Origin of the sequence: Flavobacterium sp. CF136, from assembly GCF_000282055.1 — a bacterium.
In the GTDB taxonomy this organism is placed as follows: domain Bacteria; phylum Bacteroidota; class Bacteroidia; order Flavobacteriales; family Flavobacteriaceae; genus Flavobacterium.
The window spans coordinates 17,253-40,547 of sequence record NZ_AKJZ01000049.1; the positions used below are offsets into that span (position 1 = coordinate 17,253).

At 33.5% G+C, this 23,295-nt stretch carries 21 protein-coding genes; 15 read left to right on the top strand and 6 right to left on the bottom strand.

Annotated elements, in window-relative coordinates:
• Window positions 1-83: 83 nt before the first annotated feature.
• The 7 genes from rsfS (at window position 84) to PMI10_RS14650 (ending at window position 5,706) form a co-directional block, all read left to right on the top strand.
• Window positions 84-455 (top strand): ribosome silencing factor, encoded by a 372-nt coding sequence (gene rsfS, locus PMI10_RS14620; RefSeq protein WP_007809313.1) that lies wholly within the window; start codon window positions 84-86, stop codon window positions 453-455.
• 15 nt (window positions 456-470) lie between these two features.
• Window positions 471-2,396 carry an ATP-dependent zinc metalloprotease FtsH gene (gene ftsH, locus PMI10_RS14625; protein ID WP_007809314.1) on the top strand — a complete coding sequence of 642 codons (1,926 nt, stop codon included), beginning with the start codon at window positions 471-473 and terminating at the stop codon, window positions 2,394-2,396.
• Window positions 2,397-2,510: 114 nt separating this feature from the next.
• A complete protein-coding gene (locus PMI10_RS14630) occupies window positions 2,511-3,116 on the top strand; it encodes a hypothetical protein (RefSeq protein ID WP_007809316.1) in 606 nt (201 codons plus the stop codon).
• Between the two features lies 1 nt (window position 3,117).
• A complete protein-coding gene (locus tag PMI10_RS14635; protein WP_007809318.1) occupies window positions 3,118-4,005 on the top strand; it encodes a phosphatidate cytidylyltransferase in 888 nt (295 codons plus the stop codon).
• On the top strand, window positions 3,995-4,648 hold the full coding sequence (locus PMI10_RS14640) for a phosphatidylserine decarboxylase family protein (protein WP_007809320.1): 654 nt from the start codon (window positions 3,995-3,997) through the stop codon (window positions 4,646-4,648). Before PMI10_RS14635 ends, PMI10_RS14640 begins: the two co-directional genes overlap by 11 nt.
• On the top strand, window positions 4,649-4,918 hold the full coding sequence (locus tag PMI10_RS14645; RefSeq protein ID WP_007809322.1) for an acyl-CoA-binding protein: 270 nt from the start codon (window positions 4,649-4,651) through the stop codon (window positions 4,916-4,918).
• Window positions 4,919-4,926: 8 nt separating this feature from the next.
• The gene (locus PMI10_RS14650; protein WP_007809324.1) at window positions 4,927-5,706 is read left to right on the top strand and encodes a superoxide dismutase; all 780 of its coding nucleotides are present in this window, start codon (window positions 4,927-4,929) and stop codon (window positions 5,704-5,706) included.
• Between the two features lie 88 nt (window positions 5,707-5,794).
• Here the strand turns inward: PMI10_RS14650 and glmM are convergent, their stop codons facing one another.
• A complete protein-coding gene (gene glmM, locus PMI10_RS14655) occupies window positions 5,795-7,183 on the bottom strand; it encodes a phosphoglucosamine mutase (protein WP_007809327.1) in 1,389 nt (462 codons plus the stop codon).
• Window positions 7,184-7,387: 204 nt separating this feature from the next.
• Here glmM and PMI10_RS14660 point away from each other — a divergent pair, with 204 nt between their 5' ends.
• From PMI10_RS14660 to PMI10_RS14695, 8 genes are all read left to right on the top strand, one after another.
• Window positions 7,388-7,972 (top strand): acyl carrier protein phosphodiesterase, encoded by a 585-nt coding sequence (locus PMI10_RS14660; protein WP_035631935.1) that lies wholly within the window; start codon window positions 7,388-7,390, stop codon window positions 7,970-7,972.
• Window positions 7,969-9,654, top strand: a complete 1,686-nt coding sequence (gene ggt, locus PMI10_RS14665) for a gamma-glutamyltransferase (protein WP_007809331.1) — start codon at window positions 7,969-7,971, stop codon at window positions 9,652-9,654. The genes PMI10_RS14660 and ggt overlap by 4 nt, the downstream gene beginning before the upstream one ends.
• Window positions 9,655-9,768: 114 nt before the next feature.
• Entirely contained in the window at window positions 9,769-10,932 is a 1,164-nt protein-coding gene (locus PMI10_RS14670) for a S1 family peptidase (RefSeq protein WP_007809333.1), read from the top strand.
• 87 nt (window positions 10,933-11,019) lie between these two features.
• Window positions 11,020-12,804 carry a chloride channel protein gene (locus PMI10_RS14675; protein ID WP_007809336.1) on the top strand — a complete coding sequence of 595 codons (1,785 nt, stop codon included), beginning with the start codon at window positions 11,020-11,022 and terminating at the stop codon, window positions 12,802-12,804.
• 61 nt (window positions 12,805-12,865) lie between these two features.
• On the top strand, window positions 12,866-13,819 hold the full coding sequence (locus tag PMI10_RS14680) for a Fic family protein (RefSeq protein WP_007809338.1): 954 nt from the start codon (window positions 12,866-12,868) through the stop codon (window positions 13,817-13,819).
• Between the two features lie 101 nt (window positions 13,820-13,920).
• Window positions 13,921-16,752, top strand: a complete 2,832-nt coding sequence (gene uvrA, locus PMI10_RS14685; protein ID WP_007809340.1) for an excinuclease ABC subunit UvrA — start codon at window positions 13,921-13,923, stop codon at window positions 16,750-16,752.
• Between the two features lie 270 nt (window positions 16,753-17,022).
• The gene (locus tag PMI10_RS14690; RefSeq protein ID WP_007809342.1) at window positions 17,023-17,421 is read left to right on the top strand and encodes a hypothetical protein; all 399 of its coding nucleotides are present in this window, start codon (window positions 17,023-17,025) and stop codon (window positions 17,419-17,421) included.
• Window positions 17,422-17,688: 267 nt separating this feature from the next.
• A complete protein-coding gene (locus PMI10_RS14695) occupies window positions 17,689-18,456 on the top strand; it encodes a type IV pili methyl-accepting chemotaxis transducer N-terminal domain-containing protein (protein WP_007809344.1) in 768 nt (255 codons plus the stop codon).
• Window positions 18,457-18,662: 206 nt separating this feature from the next.
• On the opposite strand, the gene PMI10_RS14700 is transcribed toward PMI10_RS14695, so the two are convergent.
• The 5 genes from PMI10_RS14700 to PMI10_RS14725 form a co-directional block, all read right to left on the bottom strand.
• Window positions 18,663-19,700 (bottom strand): winged helix DNA-binding domain-containing protein, encoded by a 1,038-nt coding sequence (locus tag PMI10_RS14700; RefSeq protein WP_007809346.1) that lies wholly within the window; start codon window positions 19,698-19,700, stop codon window positions 18,663-18,665.
• Window position 19,701: 1 nt separating this feature from the next.
• On the bottom strand, window positions 19,702-20,877 hold the full coding sequence (locus PMI10_RS14705) for an epoxide hydrolase family protein (protein WP_007809349.1): 1,176 nt from the start codon (window positions 20,875-20,877) through the stop codon (window positions 19,702-19,704).
• A gap of 85 nt (window positions 20,878-20,962) precedes the next feature.
• The gene (locus tag PMI10_RS14710) at window positions 20,963-21,505 is read right to left on the bottom strand and encodes a Crp/Fnr family transcriptional regulator (protein WP_035631937.1); all 543 of its coding nucleotides are present in this window, start codon (window positions 21,503-21,505) and stop codon (window positions 20,963-20,965) included.
• A gap of 593 nt (window positions 21,506-22,098) precedes the next feature.
• Window positions 22,099-22,488, bottom strand: coding sequence for a RidA family protein (locus PMI10_RS14720; protein ID WP_035631939.1), 390 nt, complete (start codon window positions 22,486-22,488; stop codon window positions 22,099-22,101).
• A gap of 166 nt (window positions 22,489-22,654) precedes the next feature.
• Window positions 22,655-23,218: a Crp/Fnr family transcriptional regulator gene (locus tag PMI10_RS14725; protein WP_007809357.1), complete on the bottom strand. Its 564-nt coding sequence runs from the start codon at window positions 23,216-23,218 to the stop codon at window positions 22,655-22,657.
• Window positions 23,219-23,295 lie beyond the last annotated feature (77 nt).

The window sequence follows — 23,295 nt, forward strand, 5'->3', positions numbered from 1 at the left end:
ATTTATACTTAATTTAATATTTTGTTAAGGTTCAAAATTAATCACAAAAATTGGTAACTTTACAAAATCATATAAAATAATTCATGGCGAAAAAGACTATTAATAATGACGTTCTATTAGCGAACATAATCAAAGGAATTGAAGAAGTAAAAGGAAATGATATAGATATTCTTGACTTAAGAGAAATAGACACGGCTGTTTGTGACTATTTTGTTATTTGCAACGGAAGTTCTAACACTCAAGTTAACGCCATTGTAAATTCAATCCAAAAAACAGTATCCAAAGATTTAAAAGATAAACCCTGGCACGTAGAAGGAACCGATAATGCAGAATGGGTCCTAATGGATTATGTGCATATCGTAGTACATGTTTTCCAGAAACACATTCGCGAATACTATAATATTGAGAGCCTTTGGGGCGACGCCAAAATAACTACAATCGAAAATAAATACTAAAGAAACTCTCTTCTAATGGCTAAAGATAATAATCCAAATCAGAATAAATTTAGAATAAGTCCCTGGTTAATATATACCGCAATACTTCTAGTTTTTTTATTTATTAGTTTTGCAACCGGAGGATCAAACTTAAGCGAACCTATACAATTATCACCTCCTAATTTCAATAATCTTTTACAAAAAGGTCAGGTTGAAAAGGTGATTATTTACAACAAATCTGAAACTGAAGTATTTTTAACAGCAGCAGCTCTTAAAGATCCGGCTAATAAAAAAGTAGCCAAAGATATGTTTGACAGGGTAAACAAAGGCCCGCATTATATCGTAAAAGTAGGTGATATTCAAAATTTTGAAAAATCACTAAAAGCAGCGGTAGACCAAAAAAAATTAAAAGATTACTCCTTTCAGGAAAAAAACAACTGGAGTGATATTTTAATTAGTTTGTTACCAATTATCATCATTATCGGTGTTTGGATTTTCATTATGCGTAAAATGTCTGGTGGTGCCGGTGGCGGTGGCGGACAAATTTTCAACATTGGAAAATCGAAAGCTAAATTATTTGATGAAAAAACAGATATCAAAACTACTTTTAAAGACGTTGCCGGTTTAGAAGGTGCGAAAGAAGAAATACAAGAGATTGTCGAATTCCTGAAAAACCCTGAAAAGTATACAAACCTTGGAGGTAAAATCCCAAAAGGAGCTTTACTTGTAGGACCTCCGGGAACTGGTAAGACATTATTAGCAAAAGCCGTTGCAGGCGAAGCACAAGTTCCTTTCTTCTCATTGTCAGGTTCTGATTTTGTTGAGATGTTTGTAGGTGTTGGTGCTTCACGTGTACGTGATTTGTTCAAACAGGCAAAAGAAAAATCTCCTGCTATTATTTTTATCGACGAAATTGACGCTGTCGGTAGAGCAAGAGGAAAAAGTAATATGTCAGGCGGAAACGATGAGAGAGAAAATACACTGAACCAATTATTGACAGAAATGGATGGTTTTGGTACAAACTCAAACGTAATTGTTTTGGCTGCAACCAACAGAGCAGATGTTCTGGATAAAGCTTTAATGCGTGCCGGTCGTTTTGACAGACAAATTTTTGTTGACTTACCGGATATTCGCGAAAGAGCTGAAATTTTCAAAGTACACTTGGCTCCTATCAAAAAAGTTGAAGGTCTTGATTTAGATTTCTTAGCTAAACAAACCCCTGGATTCTCAGGTGCTGATATTGCAAATGTTTGTAACGAAGCTGCCTTAATTGCTGCCCGTAACAACAAAACTGCTGTAGACAGACAAGATTTCCTTGATGCAGTTGACAGAATCATCGGTGGTCTTGAAAAGAAAAATAAAATTATTACTCCTGAAGAAAAAAGAGCAATCGCTATTCACGAAGCCGGACACGCAACTGTAAGCTGGATGTTAGAGCATGCTGCACCGCTTATTAAAGTAACAATTGTTCCTCGTGGACAAAGTTTAGGAGCTGCATGGTATCTTCCGGAAGAAAGACAAATCGTCAGAACAGATCAAATGCTGGATGAAATGTGTGCTACTATGGGCGGAAGAGCTGCTGAAAAAGTAACTTTTGACCGAATTTCAACCGGAGCATTAAGCGATTTAGAAAAAGTAACACGCCAGGCTCGTGCAATGGTTACAATTTATGGTTTGAATGATAAAATTGGTAACGTTACTTATTATGATTCAACAGGCCAAAGTGAATATAATTTCTCAAAACCATATTCTGATGAAACAGCAAAAATTATTGATGCTGAAATATCTGAATTAATTGAGGGTCAATACCAAAGAGCAATTGAAATATTAGAAGAAAACAAAGACAAGTTAAATCAGCTTGCTGACATCCTAATAGAAAAAGAAGTAATTTTTAAAGATGACTTAGAAACTATTTTCGGAAAACGCACATTTGATAAAAATTTAGGAGAGGTAGTTTCTTAAATTTTAACGGAAATATTTATTATTTTTTAAAATCTTAATTCAAAATACCCTTTTGAATTAAGATTTTTTTATCTTTGAACGTTTTCAATTAACATGTAAAGTATTTCATATATAATGAGTTTTTTCAAAAAAATATTTGGTTCTGGCAATGCTTCTTCTGATGAAGAAAATGAAAGTGAGTATAGCAGCAATCCTATTTCAGAAAGTCATTTGTCCATTGATGAACAATTCATTTTTAATTTCAAGAAAAATGGAGGTAAATTTTTGTATTGCGAAAACAAACAAGAAGTTGAAGAACAATTTGAAAATATTTTAGAAGAAAATGATTGGTTTGAAAGTGAAGTTTTATGTTACGAACCGGCTCTTTTTAGTTTATTAGATGAAAATAAATTATTTTATAATTCTCCTGCAAATCCAAAATTTTTATTAGCAAGTTGTGAAAACCTAATTGCTGATGAGGGTTCTATATTGTTTTCATCCAAGCAAATCAAACAAAACAAACCAAACGAATTACCTGCAAATATTGTAGTTATTGCTACAACAAGCCAAATTCGCTGCATTAAAAGTGATGGATTAAGTGCCATTAAAAGAAAATACGAAAGAGACTACCCTACCAATATTACCACAATAAAATATTTCGAAAAAGCCAAAGAAGAAGATTTTACCCAATACGGAAGTGTTGCTAAAAATATGTACCTATTGCTCTTAGAAGATCTTTAAGATGAATGAAACACTCAAGAGAACCATTTCCGGTGCTGTTTATATCGCTTTATTACTAACATCTATTTTGTTTTCTACCGAAAGCTTTATTATTCTTTTTGGTGTTTTTCTAATTATTGCAACTTATGAGTTTTGCAATTTAGTTAAACTCAATAAAGTTTTTTCTATTCTATTTGTTTCTCTTTTTTATTCAACTGCCGCTTTAGTTAGTTTTTATAGGACTGAAACAGAAAATTACATCTCCAGTCTTCTGAAAGAAAATATTCAGCTCACTATTGATACTGATAAACTATTCTCTGTTTTACTTCTAATTACATTGATAATAGCTGTAAAATGTATTATATTTCTATTTAACAATACACAAACTATAAGCAAACCGTCTAAATATATCTATTTATTAGGATATATCATGCTGCCATTTATTTTTATCATCAAAATTTCATTCGGAATAAAAGATTATAATCCAAAAATTATTATTGGATTATTCATTCTTATCTGGACAAATGATACTTTTGCTTATTTAGTTGGAAAGTCTATAGGAAAACATAAATTATTTGAACGTGTTTCACCCAAAAAAACAATTGAAGGTTTCCTTGGCGGAGTTGTTTTTGCTGCTTTTGCAGGTTTTTTGATTTCTAAATTATACATCAGACCCAATCCTGATTTCAGTCAAAAATCTATTTTAATTTGGACTATAATCGCTTTAATTGTCAGCATTTTTGGGACAATAGGAGATTTAATTGAATCTAAATTTAAAAGGATTGCAGGTGTAAAAGACAGTGGCACCATAATGCCGGGACACGGAGGTGTATTAGATCGATTAGATAGTGTTATATTTGTAGCACCAGTTATATTTTTATTTTACCAAATTTTATATTATGTTTCATAAAGAAGGAGCCCCATCAATTTTACTAGGCACAGCTTTTACTGTTGCCGTACTTTTAATTGCTGAAAAATTTATTGACATCAATTGGCTTAGAATACTTGTTCAAATAGCAGCTCTATTGATTTTGATTATTATTCTGCAATTTTTCAGAAATCCCAAAAGAATCGCTATCAGAAACAGCGATCACATTATTGCTCCGGTAGATGGAAAAGTTGTTGTAATTGAAGAAGTTTATGAAGGTGAATTTTTTAAAGATAAACGTTTGCAGGTTTCTATATTTATGTCGCCTATCAATGTTCACGTAACCCGTTATGCAATGGATGGCATTATAAAATTCAGTAAATATCACCCTGGAAAGTTCTTAGTGGCCTGGCATCCAAAAGCAAGTGAAGAAAACGAAAGAACTACTGTTGTAATTGAAAATGATACTTTTGGACAAATATTATACAGACAAATTGCAGGTGCATTAGCCCGCAGAATTGTAAATTATGCACAGGAAGGAATGCAGGTTATTCAGGGAACTGATGCCGGATTTATTAAATTTGGTTCAAGAGTAGATTTATTTTTACCTTTAGGTACTCCAATTAATGTGGAATTAAATCAAAAAGCAATTGGAGGAAAAACTATCATTGCTACAAAAGCTTAAATGACTGAAAAAGATTTAGATACTCGTTTTTCTGAGGCTGTAGAAACTGCTTTGAAAATGACGCAAGCCTCACTGCCACAAGATGTGCAGTTAAGGCTTTATGCATATTACAAACAAGCTACTTTTGGAACAGCCAAATATAATCAATCTGAAAATTTTGATTTGCGTAATGCATTCAAAACTAATGCATGGATGCAGATTAGCCATATATCAATTGAAGAAGCAAAAGAGAATTACATCGAAATAATTAATTCACTAACATCAAAATAATTTACATTATGAAGAAGAACATCATACGTTTTACCATTTCAGCTTCATTATTGCTATTATTTTCCTGCAATGATAATAAGCTAACCGAGGTTGTTGAAGTTCCTTTGCCTACAAAAGAAGAAAAGATTACAATAGGGGTTCCTGCAGATGTAAAAGCAAATGAAGGTTCATTTGCACTAACCAAACTACCTTTTGGTTATGATGCACTGGCACCCGGAATTAGATCATTGACCTTAGAAACCCATTATTCTAAACATTATTTATCGTATACCAATAATTTCAATAAAGAAATAGCCACTACTGAATTTGAAAATGCTCCAATTGAAACTATCTTAAAAAAACTGGATATGAACAATGCCAAGCTTCGTCAAAATGCAGGTGGTTATTATAATCATACTCTTTATTTTGATATATTAACCCCAAAGGAACAGACTCCAAAAGATACTTTAGCTGGTGCTATAAACAAAGAATTTGGGTCTTTTAAAAATCTTACTGCTCAATTTAAAAACGAAGCTACTAAACAATTTGGTTCAGGCTGGGTTTGGATAGTGGTGGATAAAGCAGGTAAATTACAAGTTACAACAACCGAAAATCAGGATAATCCTTTAATGAGAAATGCTTTGATACCCGGAACCCCAATTTTAGGAATAGATTTATGGGAACATGCCTATTATCTGGATTATCAGAATAGAAAGGGAAGTTACATAGATGCTTTTTATAAATTGATTAATTGGGAAAAAGTAAACGAAAATTATAAAACAGCTCTGACAAAGGTTAAAAAATATTAATAATTTATTTTTACAAGTATAAAAAAAGTTTGATGAATAAATCATCAAACTTTTTTTATACTTGTAATAAGTCGTTAAATTTTGACTATCAGATTCCTGCAATAACTTTTATCTCATCAATTATTCGAAGTGCTAAAACATCTGCCTTCTCCTGAGATGGAGCTTCAGTGTAAATTCGGATAATTGGTTCTGTGTTGGATTTTCTTAAATGTACCCATTCTGAAGCAAAATCAATTTTCACACCGTCAATTGTTGTAATATCTTCGTTTTTATATTTTTCCGTCATGACAATCAAAATTGCATCAACATCTATTTGTGGTGTTAATTCAATTTTATTTTTGCTCATATAATATTCAGGATATGAAGCTCTCAATGCTGAAACTGATATCTTTTTATTAGCCAAATGTGTTAAAAACAACGCCACTCCAACCAAACTATCTCGTCCGTAATGTGATTCAGGGTAGATTATTCCGCCATTACCTTCACCTCCAATAATAGCATTATTTTTTTTCATTAATTCAACCACATTTACCTCGCCTACTGCACTGGCTTCATAGTTTCCTTTGTGTCCAACTGTTACATCACGCAATGCACGTGAAGATGACATATTTGAGACAGTATTTCCTGGTGTTTTACTCAAAACATAATCAGCACAAGCCACTAAAGTATATTCTTCTCCAAACATTTCTCCATCTTCACTGATAAACGCCAAGCGATCTACGTCCGGATCAACAACAACTCCCAAGTGTGCTTTTTCTTTTACGACCAATTCAGAAATATCAGTTAAATGTTCTTTTAACGGTTCCGGATTATGAGGAAAATGTCCGTTTGGTTCGCAGTATAATTTCACTACTTCTACTCCCATTAATTCTAATAATCTAGGGATAATAATTCCTCCCGAAGAATTCACTCCATCAACTACCACTTTAAATTTTGCCGCTTTTACAGCTTCAACATCAACTAAAGGCAGATTTAAAACCTCGTCGATATGAATATCCATATAAGCATCATTTATCGTAATTTCTCCCAAATTATCTACGTCAGAGAAATCAAAAGCTTCAGCTTCAGCAATTTCTAAAATCTTCGCTCCTTCTTCTCCATTTAAAAACTCCCCTTTTTCATTCAGTAATTTCAAGGCATTCCATTGTTTTGGATTGTGAGAAGCAGTCAAAATAATTCCTCCGTCAGCTTTCTCCAAAGGCACGGCAATTTCTACTGTTGGCGTTGTCGAAAGTCCAAGGTCAATTACATTAATTCCCAGGCCAATTAAAGTATTTACTACAAGGTTATGAATCATGGGGCCTGAAATTCTGGCGTCACGGCCAATTACAACCGTCAATTTTTCTTTTGAAGTATTATTTTTCAGAAAGGTTCCGTACGCCGATGCGAATTTTACAGCATCAACAGGAGTCAGGTTATCTCCTACTTTTCCTCCAATGGTACCTCTTATTCCTGATATTGATTTTATTAAAGTCATTTTTGTGAGTTATGGTTACTGGGTTACAAATATAAAAAAGTTACCGGGTTACTAAGAGGATTAGTTGAGATTTTAAATTATCTCTTTAATCACCAAGTTTTATCGACACAAAGTAATTAACAAAATGATTTAAAAAGTTTTTATACATTTACTAAAATAAACGTAGCGTCTTCCAAAATCAGAGCGTTAGTAACTCAAAAAAACATGAATTTTCTAGCACACATTTATCTGTCAGGGGACAATGATTTAATAAAAATCGGCAATTTTATGGCTGATGGAATCCGAGGGAAGCAATTTGAGCATTTTCCTGAGGATGTCCAAAAAGGGATTGTTTTGCACCGCTTTATTGATACTTATACAGATTCGCATGATATTTTCAGGCAAAGTACCAAGCGGCTACATGAAAAATACCATCATTATTCCGGAGTGATTGTGGATATTGTTTACGATCATTTTTTGGCTAAAAACTGGACCAAATATTCGGATGAAAAATTAGAAAGTTTTATTAATAGATTTTACCGGTCATTACATCAAAACTATGCTATCCTGACTGAAAAAACGCAGGATTTAATGCCTTACATGATTCAGAGAAACTGGCTTTTGAGTTATCAGACTGTGGAAGGAATTCATCAAATTTTAACTCAAATGGACAGAAGGTCAAAAAATCAATCAAAAATGCAATTTGCAAGTGTCGAATTAAAAGAATTTTATTCGGAATTTGAACAGGAATTCACTCTCTTTTTTGAAGACATAAAAGAGCATTCAAAACAAAAATTACTCTTATTATGAGAAAAATAACGTTTTTATTTATCTTAATTTATATCAGCTGCACAGCACAGGAAACTCAGACAAAACCAACAGGCTTGGTCGCAACAAAAGCAATGGTTGTTTCGGCTCGCGAAGAGGCTTCGAAAATAGGTGTAGAAATCATGAAAAAGGGAGGAAATGCTTTTGATGCTATGGTTGGTACAGAATTGGCTTTGGCTGTCTCTTTTCCTTTTGCAGGAAACATTGGCGGCGGCGGATTTATGGTTTATCGAAAAGCAAACGGCGAAGTCGGTTCTTTGGATTATCGCGAGAAAGCTCCTTTGGCAGCAACAAAAGATATGTTTTTAGATAAAGACGGAAATGTTATTAAAGGAAAAAGTACAGAGACAGCCTTAGCAATTGGTGTTCCGGGAACTGTTGCCGGTGTTTTTGCAGTTCATAAAAAATTAGGTTCACTGCCAATGTCAAAAATCTTAAAACTTGTTATTGAGTTGGCAGAAAAAGGAGTTGTAGTAACTAAAAAACAAGAAAATAATTTAAACAATTATCGCGAAGCTATTGTAAAAATAAATGGTTCAACTACACTTTTGGCGTCTAATTTTAAAGAAAAAGATACTATTAAATATCCAGCTCTTGCGAGTACTTTAAAACGAATATTAAAAAACGGACGAAACGAGTTTTATAAAGGTGAAACAGCAAAAATCTTAGTTGATTATCTTCAAAAAAAAGGCGGTATCATTACCCTGAAAGACTTGGCTAAATATGAAGCCAAATGGAGAAAACCACTTCAGTTTAATTACAAAGATTTAAAAATCACATCAATGTCTCCACCAAGCAGTGGGGGAATTTGTCTTGCCCAAATCTTAAAAATGCTTGAACCTTATGATTTATCAAAAATGGGGCATAATACAGACCAGTCTATCCAGATAATTGTAGAAGCAGAGAGAAGAGCTTACGCTGACAGAAGTACCTTTTTAGGCGATCCTGATTTTGTAAAAATTCCAATAAAAGGCTTATTATCTGATGCTTATTTAAAAGACAGGATGTCTACTTTTAATCCTGAAAAAGCGAGCCTGTCATCTGAAATAAAAGAAGGTAAAATAACTTATAATGAAAGTACGGAAACTACACATTATTCTATTGTTGATCAATTTGGAAACGCTGTTGCAGCAACTACAACACTAAATGATGGTTATGGTTCTAAATATTACTGTGACGAATTGGGTTTCTTTTTGAATAATGAAATGGATGATTTTAGTGCAAAACCAGGATCTCCGAATATGTTTGGCTTAGTAGGAAACGAAGCCAATAGTATTGCACCGCAAAAACGCATGTTAAGCTCAATGACACCAACAATTATTGAGAAAAACGGAAAACTATTTATGGTGGTGGGAACTCCTGGCGGTTCAACAATCATAACATCAGTTTTGCAAACTATTTTAAATGTCTACGAATATAAATTCAGTATGCAGGATGCTGTAAATGCGCCTCGTTTTCATCATCAATGGTTACCGGATCTCGTTACTTTTGAGCCAAATACTTTTGATAATAGCACCATCGACAGACTTAAGGCAAAAGGATATTTAATCAGTGAAAAAACAACTCCTGTAATTGGTAAAGTTGATGCTATTTTAATCTTGCCAAATAATAAGATGGAAGGCGGTGCTGATTTCAGAGGTGATGATAAGGCCGTAGGGTTTTAATTTCATAATCAGTTGATTAATAATCGGTTAAAAGAAAAGATATCAACTTGTTGTTTTTTAAAAAAATGAAGTATTTTTTTTACTAAATTTGCCCCGAAACTAAACAAAACCAATATGTCCGAAGAATCTTTTTCAGAAGAAAAACAACCAAATAAAAAATCAAGAAACATAAAAATAGGAGCTGTAATAGCCATTATTGCTATACTTGGAATTATTTTCATCCCTAAAATCTGGGCGAAATACAATAAAAAGGAAGTAATGTGCTTAAATGGTCAGACAGAAATTTACGAAAAATATAAAGATGCTGTCGTTTTAGTAAAACACACTTATACTGTCGAAATATCCATAAAAGGTTCTAAGCCTTTTCAACTTGAAGTTGGTGATACTAATTTAGAAGATAAAGCAATATCGGGAACAGGCTTTTTTGTTTCAGAAGACGGAAAAATAGTTACCAATCACCACGTTGCAGAACCCTGGTTATATCCGGATGAAAAAGAGGCAACTTCTTACGACTATATAAAAGAACGTATTGCAGCCATTCTTCCGGATTCCATAAGCGAAGAAAACTACAAAACTTTTATTGAAAAAAATTGGAGCAACTATGATGAAGAAGAAGGTGAAGAAGAAGATTCTGAAGAAGAAACCCCTGCTGCCGTTGCCACAACAATAGATTCTACAGCTACAAATACCGCTGCCGTTGCCTCTGAAGACACTGAAAATGCAACCAGCAACAACTCTACAGCAGCAGCAGAAGAGTCTGGCACAGAAAAAGAAGTGAAATATGTAAGTGTTGATGATATTAAAATTACTCCAAAAACAGTTGAAATTAGTGTAGCCTTGCATGGCTCTAAGGAAGATTGGCTAAAATGTAAAGTCTATAAAATTGCAGACGGAGATGAAGTAGATGTTGCGGTCCTGCAACTGGATAGCGAAACATTGCCCGGTTCTGTTACAAATATCATTGATTTGGATAATGCCATCACTGATGATTCTAAAATAAAACCCGGAACAAATGCCATTTTAATAGGCTATCCAATGGGTATGACTCTTGCCAATACACGACGTGGGATAAAAGTACAAGTATATGAAGGTCAAATAAATAAAGAATCTGATGGAGTAAGTATCCAATATAATGTAACGTCTACTCATGGAGCGAGCGGATCACCAGTATTTAACGAATGTGGGCAATTGATTGCAGTTAATTACGCAGGATATGACATTGCCCAAGGATATAACTTTGGAATTGTCGCAAAACATGCAGCTTCTTTAATTCAATAATTATTTTTTAAAATAACTGATTTTATTATTTAAATTTTATTGATTAAAAGGTTAAATTTGCTATATCCCTAACTTTTTATACTGAGAATGCTAAAAAAATATTTTAGAAAACTAGAAAGCATTATTGCTTTGGCACAATCATTAATGACTCCAAAGCAGTTTATTTTTTTTTCAAGTGTTTTAATAGGTATATCTTGTTCATTGGCAGTAATCGTTTTAAAAACTTTTGCCCATAGTGTTTTTTCTTTTGCTACATATATCAACGGAATATTAAAATTAAGTTTCATTAATAGTATCCTTCCAATTGTTGGAATTTTACTAACTGTTTTTATTGTAAAAAGAGTTCTTAACGGAAGTATTGAAAAAGGGACTTCTCAAATACTATACGCTGTAGCTAAAAAAGCAAGTATTATTCCGAAAAAACAAATGTATGCCCAAATTGTTACAAGCTCTTTAACTGTTGGTTTGGGTGGTTCTGCCGGTTTGGAAAGTCCTATTGTTATTACAGGCGCTGCATTTGGATCAAATTTTGCCCAAAATTATAAGTTACCTTACAAGGACAGGACTTTACTTATTGGCTGTGGAGTTGCAGCAGGAATTGCAGCTGCTTTTAATGCACCAATTGCAGGAGTTCTTTTTGCAATAGAAGTTTTATTAGTTGATGTAAGTATTTCTGCCTTTACTCCTATTATGATTTCTGCAGCAACGGGAGCCTTGGTTTCTGCAATTCTATTAGATGAAAGCATTTTATTATCTTTTAAACAACAAGAAACGTTTAATTATCACAATATTCCTTTTTATGTGCTTTTAGGATTATTAACCGGTTTTATAGCCGTTTATTATGCACGAAATTTTCAAAAAGTTGAGCACTATTTTTCTAAATTAAAAATTGGCCCTTATAAAAAAGCATTAATTGGTTCTTCATTATTAGCCCTGCTTATTTTTATTTTCCCAACTCTTTTTGGAGAGGGTTATGAAAGTATTAAAACCTTATCTGAAAATGACCCCGGGCAATTATTAGACAATACTTTGTTTGCGAATTTTAGAAATAATCAATGGGTTTTACTTCTTTTTGTCGGATGTACCATGATGGTAAAAGTCTTTGCTTCAGGACTAACAATTGGAAGCGGTGGTAATGGAGGAAATTTTGCCCCTTCTCTATTTTTAGGATCTTATTTAGGATATTTCTTTTCAAAATTCATTAGTCTGATCGGTTTATCCAAGCTCCCAATCAGCAATTTTACAATGGTTGGAATGGCAGGTATTCTTAGCGGATTGTTTCATGCGCCTTTAACCGCTATTTTCTTAATTGCCGAAATAACAGGTGGTTACAGCCTAATGATTCCGCTTATGATTGTTTCTTCTATAAGCTTTGCAATTTCAAAACGTTTTGAAAAATATTCTCTGGATGTAAAAGGATTAGCAAAAAAAGGACATGTTTTTACAAGTAATAAAGATTCTAATATTCTCTCAACTTTAGATATTGACACTATCATTCAGACTGATTATTTAACAGTACATCCTGATGAAAATTTAGGCAAACTTGTAGATCTTATTTCGCATTCTAATCAGGTAGTTTTTGCGGTTGTAAATAACGAAAAAGATCTTGTTGGAGTAGTTCATTTTAATGACATTCGTGAAATTATTTTCAACACATATCGTGTAAAATATACATTGATTAAAGATGTAATGAAAACTCCACCGGCAATCATTTTTACTTATGACAGCATGGAAATTGTAATGAGTAAATTTGAAAAAACAAAAACAGCATTTATTCCTGTTTTGCGAAATGATAAATATTTCGGTTTTATTTCCAAATCTATAGCACTTGAAGCTTATCGAACCAAGTTACGGTCCATGACGATTGAATAATTTAATATCGGATAGATTAAAATTTTTATTATCCGATATTAAGAAGTACCTTTGTTGGGTAATGTGGGATATAGACTTAACATATAGAACTGAATTTCAATCAACTTTCGACCGATTGTACCAAAAAAGGCTTGATTTGCAAAATAGCAGACCTCTGCCCAACATCGCTTTGCACAAAATTCGTGAAAGCCTTTCCTTAGAATGGACATACAATTCTAACAGTATTGAAGGAAATACGATGAGTTTACGTGAAACCCAAATGGTTATTCAGGAAGGAATCACTATTAAAGGAAAATCGCTTCGGGAACATTTTGAAACACATAATCATGATAAGGCTATTGATTATTTATATTCGATTGTAGATGATAACTATAAACTTCGAAGTATTGATGTTCTTTCGATTCACGGATTGGTTTTACGTTCTATTGAAGATGATTTTGCAGGTCGGTTACGAAATGGCGGCGTACGTATTTCCGGAGCCAATTTTATGCCTCCAAATGCCAATAAAGTTTCAGATTATTTAGATGAATTAATTGATTTTATCAATACCAATCCATTAGGTTTAAACGATATTGAACTGGCTACTATTTATCATCATAAGCTAGTATGGATTCATCCTTTCTTTGATGGAAATGGGCGAACTGTTCGTTTGAGCATGAATCTGTTATTAATGCGTTATGGCTTTCCTCCTGCTATCATTCTTAAAAATGACAGGAAAAAATATTATGAAGCACTCAATCAGGCTAATAATGGTAATTATCAAAAGCTAACGCTTTTAATGTGCCAAGCTTTAGAGCGAACTTTAAATATTTATTTAAGTGCAATGCCAGGCTCTGATTATGATTATCAAAAAATATCAGATATTGTCAGTGAGCCAAAAACTCCTTATGGTCAGGAATATGTTAGTTTATTAGCCCGAACCGGCAAAATAGATGCTTATAAAGAAGGCCGAAACTGGTACACAACCAAAGAAGCCATCGAAGAATATATGGCTACCAGAAAAAGAAAACGCTAACTCTAGGTTGGCGTTTTTTGTTACAATTTTTAACATAAACTTCTATACTCTAGCATTAAAAGAACAAATCAAAGTGGTAACTTTGCGTTTTGCTCAAATTTATGCTAGATAAAGACAATACTATTGAAGTTCTTGGTGCAAGAGTTCATAATCTAAAAAATATCGATATTTCTATTCCGCGTGAGAAACTTGTAGTCATTACAGGGCTTTCTGGTTCGGGAAAATCATCTTTGGCATTTGATACCATTTATGCTGAAGGACAACGTCGTTATGTAGAAACTTTTTCGGCTTATGCCAGACAGTTTCTTGGTGGTTTAGAACGCCCTGATGTTGATAAAATCGACGGACTTTCACCCGTAATTGCGATTGAACAAAAAACAACCAGTAAAAGTCCGCGTTCTACTGTTGGAACGATTACTGAAATATACGATTTTCTAAGGCTTCTTTATGCTCGTGGCGCTGATGCGTACAGTTACAACACAGGCGAAAAAATGGTTTCGTATTCTGATGAGCAAATTAAGGATTTGATTATTCAGGATTTCAGCGGAAAACGAATCAATATTCTGGCACCGATTATTAGAGCCAGAAAAGGACATTACGCCGAATTATTCCAGCAAATTACCAAACAGGGATTTCTGAAAGTTCGTGTAAATGGTGACGTTCAGGATTTAGTTTCCGGAATGAAACTAGATCGTTATAAAACGCATGATATCGAAATTGTAGTCGACAGAATGCTGATTGAAGATACATCTGACAATCAAAAACGACTGGCTGAAAGCATTAATACTGCGATGCATCATGGCGAAGATGTTCTGATGATTTTAGATCAGGACACCAATGAAGTGCGTTATTTCAGTAGAAATTTAATGTGTCCTTCAACTGGTATTTCGTATCAAAATCCGGAACCGAATTTATTTTCTTTCAATTCTCCAAAAGGAGCTTGTCCGCATTGTAACGGATTGGGAACTGTACATGAAATAAACGTAAAAAAGATCATTCCGAATCCGAAATTATCTATCAAAAGTGGCGGTTTTGCTCCGCTTGGCGAATATAAATCGTCCTGGATTTTTAAGCAATTAGAAGTTATCGGAGAAAAATTTGGTTTCAAAATTACTGATCCGATTGAAAAAATTCCGGAAGAAGCCATGACTATGATTCTTCATGGCGGAAAAGATAAATTCGTCGTAAACTCAAAAGATTTAGGTGTTACACGCGATTATAAAATTGATTTTGAAGGAATATCCAATTTCATCAAAAATCAATATGATGAAACTTCTTCGACCACTATAAAACGCTGGGCAAAAGATTTTATGGACGAAATTAACTGTCCGGTTTGCGAAGGCTCACGTTTAAAAAAAGAAGCTTTATTTTTTAAAATCAATGATAAAAACATCACTGAATTGTGTGATATGGATATCTCTGATTTGACTGCATGGTTTCAGGATTTGAATAACCATTTGTCAGACAAGCAGCTTTTGATTGCTTCTGAGGTAGTTAAAGAAATTAAAGACCGTTTGAACTTCCTTATGAACGTTGGTTTGAATTATTTGGCTTTAAGCCGAAGTTCAAAATCACTTTCGGGTGGTGAAGCTCAACGTATTCGATTGGCAACACAAATTGGTTCACAATTGGTTGGCGTTTTATATATTTTGGATGAACCAAGTATTGGTTTGCACCAAAGAGATAATGAAAAACTGATTCATTCATTGGAGCAATTACGAGACATTGGAAATTCGGTTATTGTGGTTGAACATGACAAAGACATGATTGAACGCGCCGATTATGTGATTGATATTGGACCTAAAGCCGGAAAATACGGTGGAGAAATCATCAGTATTGGAACTCCGGCCGAAACTTTAAAATCGAACACGATTACTGCTCAATATCTGAATGGTAAAATGAAACTGGAGATTCCAAAAGAGAGACGCAAAGGAAATGGTAAATTTTTGAAACTTTCGGGAGCAACCGGAAATAACTTAAAAAATGTTACGATTGAATTGCCCTTAGGGCAAATGATTTGTGTGACTGGGGTTTCAGGAAGCGGAAAATCAACTTTGATAAACGAAACACTCTACCCTATTTTAAATGCTTATTATTTTAATGGTGTGAAAAAACCACAGCCTTATAAAAAAATAGAAGGTTTAGAACATATTGACAAAGTAATTGATATTGACCAAAGTCCGATTGGAAGAACGCCACGTTCGAATCCGGCAACTTATACTGAAGTTTTTACTGAAATCAGAAACCTGTTTACCATGACTTCTGAAAGTATGATTCGTGGTTACAAAGCAGGACGTTTTAGTTTTAATGTAAAAGGCGGTCGCTGTGAAACCTGTGAAGGTTCCGGAGTTAGAACTATCGAAATGAACTTTTTGCCTGATGTTTATGTAGAATGCGAAACTTGTCAGGGCAAACGTTTTAACAGGGAAACATTGGAGATTCGATATAAAGGAAAATCTATTTCGGATGTGTTGAATATGACAGTGGATGAAGCGGTTCCGTTTTTTGAAAATATTCCTAAAATTTACCGAAAAGTAAAAACAATTCAGGATGTTGGTTTAGGGTATATCACTCTTGGCCAGCAAAGCACAACGCTTTCCGGCGGTGAGGCACAGCGTATCAAACTGGCAGGAGAATTGTCTAAAAAAGATACCGGAAATACATTTTATATTCTCGACGAGCCAACAACAGGATTGCATTTTGAAGACATTCGTGTTTTAATGGATGTGATTAACAAACTGGTTGATAAGGGAAATACGATTCTTGTTATCGAACATAATATGGATGTCATTAAACTTGCCGATTATATTATCGATATTGGTCCTGAAGGAGGAAAAGGCGGCGGAGAACTTATTGCAAAAGGAACTCCGGAAGAAGTTGCGAAAAGTAAAAAAAGCTATACGGCTAAGTTTTTGAAAAAAGAGTTGTCTTAACTCATTGGTAATTTTATTCATAAAGAAAGAACTCTTTTAATAGTTGCTTTAGTTTTATTTACCGCACACGCTACATTTTGTATTTTAATTTGATATTCTCAAACCTAAATAAGGTTTTGAACATTTATGGTTGTTAATGAATGCCGGAGCTGAATAAATGACAGAACTGTTTTTGGTGTTTTTTTATTGCATTTTGATATTTTAGTATCTTTTTTGATAACTCATTTAGGGTATATTTGTTAATAGTGTTTATATTTTAACAAATAAATTATGTTTTTCAAAAAAATACCGCTTTTAATTTTGTTTTTGTTGATTTCGATTGTTTCGACTTCACAAAATAAAATCAATACATTTCTTTATGAAGGCCAGGTTGACAAACTTCAGGATAATAATGTTGTGCTAATCGGAACAGCTTCTTCGGTTTCGTTCAATTTTACAGGGAAAGAATGTTCAATCTCTCTTCAAGACATAGGTTACCGGGAACATCATAATTATGTTTCCTTGGTTTTTGACGCAAAATACATTGGAAAATTGAGAATTGAAAAAGGTGCTGCTCAATCTTTTCCAATAAAAATCACTTGTGATAAAAAATACCATAATCTCTCGATTTATAAAAAATTCTATTCCTCCTTTTATTTTTTTATAAATAACAGTTCTTTGGTAGGGTAATCTGTATCAGGGCTGTTTTTCTATCGAATCCTATCAAAAGAATAAAACATGACTTCCCCATAAAAACTTGATACCCGCCCATGAGGTCAACTTTTTTTTATAACAGTTCATGAAAATAAAGATCTGATTATTGAAGAAAATGTTCATAAAAAGCCTGCACTTCCCCTCTATACAATTATTACAATAAACGAATTTACCAATACTGGTAATGTAAATTTTTTCCCTTTCTATACAAACTAAATTAAAAACCCCTTAAACCAAATTACCATGAAAAAAAGAGTACCTCTTTTTATTGCATTTTTACTAGTATCCATGACAACAAGTGCCCAAACCATAACTTTGCGAGCTGCCATAAACAAAGCCGGTCTTCAGCGTGCCTTATCACAGCGTATGGCAAAAGATTATCTGCTCATAGGAGCAGGAATTAGAATAGAGGAAGCCAAAGCCGACATGGATGAAGTCACCTCAATCTTTAACGAAAACCTTCATGATTTGACTTTATTTGCCAAGGCTCAAGACCTTAAAGATGCCTTGCGGATGGAAGAATCTATCTGGGCTAAATTCCGACAAGTAGTTACCGACACGCCAGACATAAGTCAAGCTACCACTATCATCAAGAACTCAAACGACCTACTTACCATATCTGAAATAGTGGTGCAAAAATTGCAAGCCAATAACAATAACAGAGGAGCAAAACTTACCAATGAGTGTGGGCGTCAACGCATGTACTTGCAGCGTATAGCAATGTTATATACTGCCAAATACTGGGAAGTTCCATACACTAATCTCAACAAGGAGTTAAGTGAAAGCATAGAAGGTTTTGAAAATGGTATCAATATCCTCCTTGCAACATCCGAGAACACAATGGAAATAAAGGAATTACTTAAATTTCAAAAATCGGAATGGGATTTCTTAAAAAAATCATTTGATAATTTAAACAATCTTAAACCAGCAAGTGTTTTTAGCAGTACAGCACTTATGGCAAAAGATTTTAATAAAATCACTACGCTGTATGAAGGAGTTGCAATAAATTAAGATTAACCTAAAAAACAGCAGTTTCTACATTCCCAGACAAACAGTATTCTCACCTAAGCTGTGCAAATGACATTTGCACAGCTTTTCATAAGGTTTTATTACTGTGTCAAAGACTATTTTTTGTATTTTAATTTATGTAGGTACTCGCCACAGGCAAGCACCAGATTTGTGTGTAAACGAATGCCAGTGTGGTCTTCAATTTCAACTTATCTGGAGAATGTGTTAAATTTTTCGATATGTTTTTTGGCATTCATTGTCAGAATTTCTTTGTTGTCTGAAAATGTCTGAATTTCAAAATAGGGACTTTTTTTGCTTTTTCTCCAAGTGCCGACAATTTCATTTTCAGATAAAATTATTGATTTAAAAATACCGTTCCCGATTTTTGACTTATCCAAATCAGTTGGTAAAACTATATCTCTACCTTCTGAATAACCTACTGTATATTCGTCGTAACACGGTAATAAAGCGAAAGTAGTTTTTTGGGGAATATTACTTTCAATCTTAAAATAATAATATTTCAAATCATTAAATATAAAATACTCAAGCCGTTTGTCTAATTCAGCAATCCCTATTTTCGCATCACCCAAACTCAAACCACTCCACCATGCAAAATCTTTTAAAGTGGCAGGTCCTCGTGATTTAAAATACAACTGCGTAAGTTTTGTAATGGCTTCTACTTTTGAGATTTTACCAGTCATGGGTACTCTTTTTTCAAAAAGAGCATAGGTTCCTTTTTTTTCTCCATTACATAAAAGCATTTCTAATTCGGCTCTAATAATGATTTGTGTTGCCAACAAGTTACCAACTGTGATTTGTTGCTCCGATAAATACGTCATTATATCCTCTTTGGTAAGATTATCAATTTCTCTGAATTTTTGCTCAATTATTTTCCATGCTTTTAAGAATAGTTCATCTGTCAACCCTTCTTTTTTATCAACATACTGTGTAGCTTTTTTTACATTAGGTGCCGAAAGTTCCAGCATCCACCGAATATCTTTTTGATGCACCAAATGCCAGGTAGGTCGCAAAATATGAGTTCGGATAATTTCACCCGAATTGATTAGGTTTTCAATAGCGCTTCGATTGGGGCTTTTTATGCGTAAACCTACCGCCCAAAGTGCCATTAAATAATCTTGAGCCTGTATTGCCCCAAAATGAGCTACAACTTCATCAGATTTTTCAAAACAATTAGTTGATAAACCTTGATTAAACAAGCGTAGCTGTATGATTTCTTTTCTATTCATCTTATTTAATTTTGCCTGAATAAAATTCTCTAATATCATTTACCAGCAAGGTGGGTACTTCCATTGCTGGGAAATGGCAACCTTTATCATAAAAAGTCCATCTATTTGGTTCACCCATAAATGAAGTCAATTTTTTTAATAAAGATTCATCTTCTTTTTTTCCAAAACAAGCTATCGCTGATTGAACTTTTGGGGGAGTCCATTGATTGGCTTCCTGCAAATTATCGCCACCCCAATCGAAAGCCATACTCATATTTTCAGCAAGAATCTCTGCACTTGATGCACCTAATTGATTGAACCAGTATAGTGAAACATTCGTTAGAATTTGATCAATATCAATAGTATCTTCTGGTAAATTTTTATCTTCATCTGACCATTCTTTATATTTTTCAAGTATCCAGGCCAATTGGCCGATTGGGCTATCTGATAATGCAATGCCAATGGTATGTGGTCTTGTAGACTGGATTTCTAAATATGCTGTTCCGTCTTTTTTGTATTGTTTCATTCGTTCTAAACTCATGTTTTCCTCATTTGTAAAAAATGAATTATCAGAAGGAAACATCCCAAGCCCCGCAACTGCAAAAAAATCCGAGTTGATATGTGTACCAATTAAGCTGTATGCCGCAACACCTGACATGATACCAACTATACCAGCACCCATATCGCCACCATGAACGGCAAACTTCTCATAACCCAGTTCCTTCATTAATGTTGTGAATGCTTTCGCAATTCTAATCATATTCCAACCTTTGTCTTTTACTGGCGTTGAAAAACCAAAACCGGGAATAGAAGGAATAATCAAATCAAAAGCAATTTGGTCTTCAGTTTGTGGATTGGTAAGCGGTTCGATAAGTTTGATAAAATCTACAAATGAACCTGGCCAACCATGAATAAGCATCAACGGTGTGGCATTTGACTTTGCTGATTTAACATGTAAATAATGGATATTTTGCCCATCAATTTCCGAGATAAATTGCGGAAATTTATTGAGGATAGCCTCTTGTTTTTTCCAATCAAATTTGTTTAGCCAATAGTCTGCTACTTTTTTTAAATACTTCACTGGCACACCTTTCCCCCAGTTATTGTCAATAGTTGAATTAAACCAACGGGCATTTGTAAGCCTTTGACTGAGATATTCAATATCTTTGTCAGGAATTTGAATTGTGAATTTTTTCATGGTTTTAGAATTTTAGTTTTTAACTTTTGTTGAAACAAAATTCGTAATAAAACAATTTTTAAAAGATAACAATTGTTAATAAATGCTATCGCCTGTTTCTGATTCTGCTTAAAGAAATAGCGGTTATACCCAAAAAAGAAGCAATATAATGCTGAGGCACTCTTTGAAGGATTTTTGGGTATTGCTCTAATAATTCTTTATATCGTTCTTCCGGGCTGTTTTTTATCCTGGACAGAAAGAGTTTTTCGATGTATAAAAGCCGTTGAATGGTTTGTTCTTCGATGTCTTGCTTAATTAATGGTGAATTTTTAATGATTTTAAAATAGTCTGTTTTAGTAAGTGAATGTACTATAGATGATTCCAGACTCTCAATCGAATAAAGGCTTGGCTGATTATATCGAAAACTTTCGGCAGATGAAATACCCTCACCCTCAAAGAAAAATTGAAAGGTAATATCTTTACCATCATTATTGAAAGAAAGTCTAAAGCAACCTTTTTCAATGAAGTAAATTTTTTTAGCGATTTCCCCTTCTTTTAGTAAAATTGTTTTTGCCCAAACCTCTTCTCGCTTGAATAAGTGGCTGAATTTTTCCCATTCTAACTGTATACTTGTTTTTGTCCTATTCATTAGTTTATTTACAAAAGTCGATTTGTCAATATAACAGGTAACGTTCTCACTCTTCAAGCTGTTTGCGAGCTTTATAGCAGAGTATTTTCTTCTAAACGAAAATATGAAATAAAATGGTAATTCCACTAAATCCATAAATCGATTGAAACATGTGTTATGCGCTATATTTTATGTTCTAAAATTTGTATTTATCTAATTCTATTGCTTCGTCAAAGTGATTCTTAAATTTTTCTGATATTTCTGCATCTTTAAATTTCATGATTGTATATGAACTATCCCAGGCAGTTATTTCAAAAAATTGAGTTTTCAACTTTAAATTTGTCTTTATTCCAAACGTTGTCGTTTCCTTCAACATATGGAAACTTTTCTTTGTCAAATTTTGGGTTTTCAGATTTCCTTACTGCAGAAATTACACCCCAAATAACTTGAATATCTGATTCAATTATTATTTTAAAATTTTCAGATGAAAGTATTGAATAGTGTTTTATTTACCGCGTTGCAAACGCTACCTTTTGTGTTTTAATTTTATGTAGGTACTCGCCGCAGGCAAGCACCAGAGTGTTGTGTATAAACGAGCGCCAGTTTGGATTTCCTTACTTCACTACAGTCGCCTCTAACTCAATTTTTAATGTTTCAAAAAGGCTTTTAACTTCAAGTAATGTGCTGACTTGCTTAATATTATTTTTTTCAATCCATTTCTGAAAAACATCAAAACATTCAATAAATTCTTCTGAAGATGTGGTGTAAATATTCAATCGTACAATATTTTTTGATTCATAACCAGCCTCTTTGATTACTTGTTCCAAATTTTGTATGGCCTGAGTCAATTGACTTTTCATACTGTCAGTACTTGCTTTTCCTTCAAAGTCTGTGGCTGTTTGGCCCGATATATATAGTGTGCTTTCTACATTTTTTACTTCGACAGCCTGCACATAACTACGGGCATTTTGCCATTCCCAAGGGTTGGTGATTCGCTTTTCCATTTGATTTTTTTTACTCTGCGCTGAAACACTTATAATTGTTAATAATGTTATAGCTACGTTTGTTAATTGTTTTTTCATTTTTTTTCTTTAAAAATTACACTACAAAATTGTGAAGAAAAAAATCAGAAATGTGTGAGCTACATCACGAATTTAGCTTATTTGTATTTTATGAATAAAGTCTGCTTAGTGTTTCTCTTGAAACCCCTAAATATAATGCAAGCTGGGTTTTCGGTATTCTTTGTAATAGTCCGGGATATTGTTTTGATAGCTGAGCATAACGTTCTTTTGCATTGCTGGTCAATAACGATATAATACGTTTTTGTGCACCAATAAAACCAGAATTTGCTTTTTTGAGTAAGAAACTTTCCATTTTTTGAAACTGTGAACATACCTTTTGATAATTTTCTAAAGAAATACATAATACGTTGGTATCTTCCAAACATTGTAATGACATGCTTGCTTTGGTTTGAGTGAAATAAGCCGGAAAGTCACTTTCCCACCAATTTTCCATTGCAAAAGATATTATGTGCGACTTTCCAGATTCATTGGTATAAGTAAGTTTTAAAAGTCCAGATACTACAAAATAAGCATATTTTACATCGTTACCTTCTTCGATAAGAAATTCCTTCTTTTTAAATTTTTTTGGAGTGAAAAGGGCATTTATATTTGAAAACTCGTTATCCGTTAAAACTACTACCTCTTCTATGTGAGTTCTAAGTTTTTTTTCCATAAAAAATAAATTATAGTTTGTTGCATTAAGTTATTGAATTTACCGATAGTGTTTAAAATTACCTATAACGTTCCGGT

Bases quoted from the DNA above. Each gene is read 5' to 3' on its own strand.
- PMI10_RS14640 (WP_007809320.1), top strand. From the start codon at position 3,995: ATGTTTCATAAAGAAGGAGCCCCATCAATTTTACTAGGCACAGCTTTT.
- PMI10_RS14710 (WP_035631937.1), bottom strand. From the start codon at position 21,505: ATGAATAGGACAAAAACAAGTATACAGTTAGAATGGGAAAAATTCAGC.
- uvrA (WP_007809340.1), top strand. From the start codon at position 13,921: ATGCTAGATAAAGACAATACTATTGAAGTTCTTGGTGCAAGAGTTCAT.
- PMI10_RS14705 (WP_007809349.1), bottom strand. From the start codon at position 20,877: ATGAAAAAATTCACAATTCAAATTCCTGACAAAGATATTGAATATCTC.
- PMI10_RS14690 (WP_007809342.1), top strand. From the start codon at position 17,023: ATGTTTTTCAAAAAAATACCGCTTTTAATTTTGTTTTTGTTGATTTCG.
- PMI10_RS14670 (WP_007809333.1), top strand. From the start codon at position 9,769: ATGTCCGAAGAATCTTTTTCAGAAGAAAAACAACCAAATAAAAAATCA.
- ftsH (WP_007809314.1), top strand. From the start codon at position 471: ATGGCTAAAGATAATAATCCAAATCAGAATAAATTTAGAATAAGTCCC.
- PMI10_RS14630 (WP_007809316.1), top strand. From the start codon at position 2,511: ATGAGTTTTTTCAAAAAAATATTTGGTTCTGGCAATGCTTCTTCTGAT.
- PMI10_RS14660 (WP_035631935.1), top strand. From the start codon at position 7,388: ATGAATTTTCTAGCACACATTTATCTGTCAGGGGACAATGATTTAATA.
- rsfS (WP_007809313.1), top strand. From the start codon at position 84: ATGGCGAAAAAGACTATTAATAATGACGTTCTATTAGCGAACATAATC.
- PMI10_RS14725 (WP_007809357.1), bottom strand. From the start codon at position 23,218: ATGGAAAAAAAACTTAGAACTCACATAGAAGAGGTAGTAGTTTTAACG.
- PMI10_RS14700 (WP_007809346.1), bottom strand. From the start codon at position 19,700: ATGAATAGAAAAGAAATCATACAGCTACGCTTGTTTAATCAAGGTTTA.
- PMI10_RS14645 (WP_007809322.1), top strand. From the start codon at position 4,649: ATGACTGAAAAAGATTTAGATACTCGTTTTTCTGAGGCTGTAGAAACT.
- glmM (WP_007809327.1), bottom strand. From the start codon at position 7,183: ATGACTTTAATAAAATCAATATCAGGAATAAGAGGTACCATTGGAGGA.
- PMI10_RS14675 (WP_007809336.1), top strand. From the start codon at position 11,020: ATGCTAAAAAAATATTTTAGAAAACTAGAAAGCATTATTGCTTTGGCA.
- PMI10_RS14695 (WP_007809344.1), top strand. From the start codon at position 17,689: ATGAAAAAAAGAGTACCTCTTTTTATTGCATTTTTACTAGTATCCATG.
- ggt (WP_007809331.1), top strand. From the start codon at position 7,969: ATGAGAAAAATAACGTTTTTATTTATCTTAATTTATATCAGCTGCACA.
- PMI10_RS14720 (WP_035631939.1), bottom strand. From the start codon at position 22,488: ATGGAAAAGCGAATCACCAACCCTTGGGAATGGCAAAATGCCCGTAGT.
- PMI10_RS14680 (WP_007809338.1), top strand. From the start codon at position 12,866: ATGTGGGATATAGACTTAACATATAGAACTGAATTTCAATCAACTTTC.
- PMI10_RS14650 (WP_007809324.1), top strand. From the start codon at position 4,927: ATGAAGAAGAACATCATACGTTTTACCATTTCAGCTTCATTATTGCTA.
- PMI10_RS14635 (WP_007809318.1), top strand. From the start codon at position 3,118: ATGAATGAAACACTCAAGAGAACCATTTCCGGTGCTGTTTATATCGCT.